We start from the raw sequence: 3,536 nt of genomic DNA, 5'->3' as shown, positions 1-3,536 counted from the left end.
TCTATTAGCTACCGTGGATCGTTATGTAGAGTCACCGTGGCAAACGCTTTGTGAGCAAGGCGTCAGCATCAGCTTACTGCGCATAAAGTTTCATGATGAGAGTCCTGGCGGCCATCGGGGCCGCCGTTGTGAGGAGCTCGATCATGGAGGATTCCACCCGTCAAGTTTCAAGCCGTCTGTCGTTGGAGCAGGTCATTGCTGGTGCCGTGAGCGAACTGGAGAGGCTAGGCTACAGCAGAAGATCGCTCAATCGCTATCGCACGGTCTGGCGACATCTCGTTGCGTTTTGCCTCGATACGAACGTGATAGATGAGTACTGCAAAGATATCGTGGTGAATTTTTATTGCAGGTATAGGATGCAGGATGGGGAGCGCCTCAAGGCGGGCGGCGGTTGGCGACGCCATATCGAGATGGCTCTTAAAGTGCTGGAAGACTTTGCGCGTGATCGGCATATCGAGCGCACCATCACCGACATGCAGAAGATACAGGTCCCGGCGCGCATGGTGAAGACCGTCCGCGACTACGAACAGTACTGTCGGGATCGTCTTAATCTTCGCCCAACGACCCTTCGCGATCGGATGCGGCACGTCGCCATATTCGCGGATTTCCTTGGGTCAAGGAACATCACTTCTTTCGATCAGATGCAGTCGGCCGATATTTCTGCCTTTGTGACCTCACGACATTGTCTGGCGGCTAAAACCGTCTCCGGGATCGTTTCCCACGTGCGTGGTTTTCTGCGATTTCTTCTGCTGCGCGGAATCCTGCACCGTGATCTGAGTCATGTATTACCGGTGGTCCACGTCCCCAGTGATGCGACTGTTCCATCGGTCTGGGATCCGGAACTCGTGATCAGGTTGCTCGAAGTCGTTGATCGCAGTTCTCCCAAAGGCAAGCGCGATTACGCGATCCTCCTGCTTGCCTGTCGCCTCGGATTGCGAGTGGGTGATATCCGCACACTGACGCTCGATGAACTGAAGTGGGAAACGGCTACCCTGGAGATCACGCAGTCGAAGTCCCTCGCACCGCTATGTTTGCCACTAACGGAAGAGATTGGAGAAGCGCTGATTGACTATCTGAGATCAGGCCGTTCTTCATCAGATCGCCGCGAAGTGTTCCTCACATTGACACCGCCGTTTCGGCCTTTCTCCAACACCGATAACCTGCATCGCATCGTCGTCTATTGGAAGGAAGTTGCTGGCATCCATTTCCGGACCCCACAACGCCACGGTTTGCATTCGCTGAGGCATACGCTGGCGACACAACTGCTCCACGAGCAAACGCCATTTCATGTCATCAGCGAGATCCTGGGACATGCGACGACTGCCTCGACATTCATCTACGCCAAGACCGACGTGGAAACCCTGCGCACCGCCGCGCTGAACACCGAGGAGGTACGCCATGTCGAGTAAAGCATTCAAGGGGCAGTTCCGAAGCGCTTTCGGCTCACTCATGGAACAGTTCGTCCAGGAGAAACGGGCGTGTGGTTACCGATATGACGAGTCAGCCCGCTTGCTCGCGCGCTTTGATCGTTTCCTGTGCGACGAAGCGCTATCGCAATGCGAACTGCCACGCTCAATCTGCCGCAAGTGGCTCGCCAAACGACCCCACGAGAGCGTGTCCACGCAACAGGTTCGGATCTGCGCGGTTCGCCAATTCGCACTGTACCTGAACCGGATGGGATATCCCGCCGATGTGCCGGATCGATCCCTGACGGCAAGGGGTGCGAGCAGGTTCTCTCCGCGCATCCTGACCCACGCCGAGATTCAGCGACTGCTCGACGCGGTCGACCATCTCGAGCCAACTGCACGAGCCCCGCTGCGCCATCTCATCATGCCGGAAGTGTTCCGGTTGCTGTATGGCTGCGGCATGAGAGTCGGCGAGGTGCTGCACCTGCGGGTGGCCGATGTTGACCTTGGCCGCGGGGTCCTGATGGTGCGTGAAGCCAAATTTGGAAAGGATCGCGTCGTCCCACCAGCCTTACCGTTGGTCCAGCGCCTTCGAACCTATGCGGCTTTCATGGGAAATCGCTCGCCCGAAGCGTACTTCTTCCCCTCGCCATCCGATGGACCGTGGAGCCACCCGGCCGTCTACTGGCTGTACCGGGAGCTACTCATGCGCTGCGGGGTCGCGCACGCCGGTAGAGGCAAGGGCCCGCGCTTACATGATCTTCGTCACGCCTATGCCGTCCATGCGTTGCTGCGCTGGTGCCGGGAAGGCGCGAACCTCGATGCGAAGCTGCCGGTGCTCGCGACCTATTTGGGTCATCGCTCCCTTGCCGGAACGCAGCGCTATCTGCATCTGATACCCGAACTGTTTCCAGAGATCACGGTGCGCACCAGCGCCGCCTTTGGTGATGTCATTCCTCGGTGGGACGGATCATGAAACCAACCGATTTCTCCATGCTCGTGACCGGCTTCCTGACGTATTATCTCGCCGCGCAGCGCAATCTGAGCCCCAACACCATCAAGGCGTATCGCGATGTGTTTACCCTGCTGCTTCGATTCTGTCGGGACGTGCGGGGCATTGCGCTGGAGCGCCTGTCTCTCGCGCAGATCGACGCATCCCTTGTGGAGGCGTTCCTCGATCATCTGGCCAATGACCGGCACGTTTCGGTCAGCACGCAGAATCACCGTCTTGCGACTTTGCACGCATTCTTCCGCTACGTTCAGTCGGAAGTGCCCGAGCGGCTGCTGCAGTGTCAGCAGATCCTCGCCATTCCGCTGCGGCGGCAGCCGCGTCCCTGCGTCGGCTATCTCAGCAAAGAGTACCTTGCGCAGATTCTCGCTCAACCCGATCTGCGTACTTCCGAGGGTCGCCGGGATGCAGTGATGCTGAGCGTGCTCTACGACACCGGCGCCCGGGTGCAGGAGTTGATCGACCTGAACGCTGGCGACGTGCGCCTGGATCCACCATCTCAGGTTCGGCTCATGGGAAAGGGTCGAAAGCTGCGCGCTGTACCCCTGCTGGACGAGACAGTCGAAGTCCTGCGCCAGTATCGGCACGATAACGGCCTCGATCGTCCTGAACATACCGACAAGCCACTCTTCCAGAACCGGCAAGGGGCACGGTTATCCCGCTCGGGTGTGCGCTATCTCCTGCAGAAGTATGTGGTTTCTGTACGCCGAAGTCACCCCGACTTCACACAGCGGGTGAGTCCTCACAGCCTGAGGCACACAAAGGGAATGCACTTGCTGCAGAGTGGCGTCCCGCTTGAGATCATCCGCGACTTCCTCGGTCACGTGGATGTGAAGACAACAGAGATCTATGCTCGCGCAAATCTTGAGATGAAGCGGAAGGCACTCGAGAAAGCGGTGGACGGCACGCTGCTTCCGAAGATCCCGTCCTGGCAGCAGAACAAGTCCCTGCTCGAGTGGTTGCATTCCCTATAGGACCACGGAGGCCACGCCCGCCGTCTGTTGGTGGCGGGCCTCCACAACCGACCGGATATTTATGCCGAGTTCCTACGACCGAACTCCTTTGCTATCAATGAGCCGGAACCGAGACTGCACATAGCAACTTTCGGCCGGTAATATATC

General features: G+C 58.3%; 3 protein-coding genes. All 3 read left to right on the top strand.

Features of this window, described 5'->3' with window-relative positions:
- Nucleotides 1-143: 143 nt before the first annotated feature.
- From FVF58_RS50700 to FVF58_RS50690, 3 genes are read left to right on the top strand one after another with little or no spacing between them, the layout of a single operon-like run.
- Nucleotides 144-1,409, top strand: a complete 1,266-nt coding sequence (locus FVF58_RS50700; RefSeq protein ID WP_188131237.1) for a site-specific integrase — start codon at nucleotides 144-146, stop codon at nucleotides 1,407-1,409.
- Nucleotides 1,399-2,382 (top strand): tyrosine-type recombinase/integrase, encoded by a 984-nt coding sequence (locus FVF58_RS50695; RefSeq protein ID WP_149676943.1) that lies wholly within the window; start codon nucleotides 1,399-1,401, stop codon nucleotides 2,380-2,382. Before FVF58_RS50700 ends, FVF58_RS50695 begins: the two co-directional genes overlap by 11 nt.
- Nucleotides 2,379-3,389, top strand: coding sequence for a site-specific integrase (locus FVF58_RS50690; RefSeq protein WP_149676942.1), 1,011 nt, complete (start codon nucleotides 2,379-2,381; stop codon nucleotides 3,387-3,389). Before FVF58_RS50695 ends, FVF58_RS50690 begins: the two co-directional genes overlap by 4 nt.
- Nucleotides 3,390-3,536 lie beyond the last annotated feature (147 nt).

It is taken from the genome of Paraburkholderia panacisoli (assembly GCF_008369935.1).
Lineage (GTDB): Bacteria > Pseudomonadota > Gammaproteobacteria > Burkholderiales > Burkholderiaceae > Paraburkholderia > Paraburkholderia panacisoli.
The sequence above is the reverse complement of the archived record's forward strand: the minus strand, read 5'-3'. Positions and strand labels throughout refer to the sequence as shown.

Coding starts and splice junctions, on each gene's coding strand:
- FVF58_RS50695 (WP_149676943.1), top strand. CDS start 1,399: ATGTCGAGTAAAGCATTCAAGGGGCAGTTCCGAAGCGCTTTCGGCTCA.
- FVF58_RS50690 (WP_149676942.1), top strand. CDS start 2,379: ATGAAACCAACCGATTTCTCCATGCTCGTGACCGGCTTCCTGACGTAT.
- FVF58_RS50700 (WP_188131237.1), top strand. CDS start 144: ATGGAGGATTCCACCCGTCAAGTTTCAAGCCGTCTGTCGTTGGAGCAG.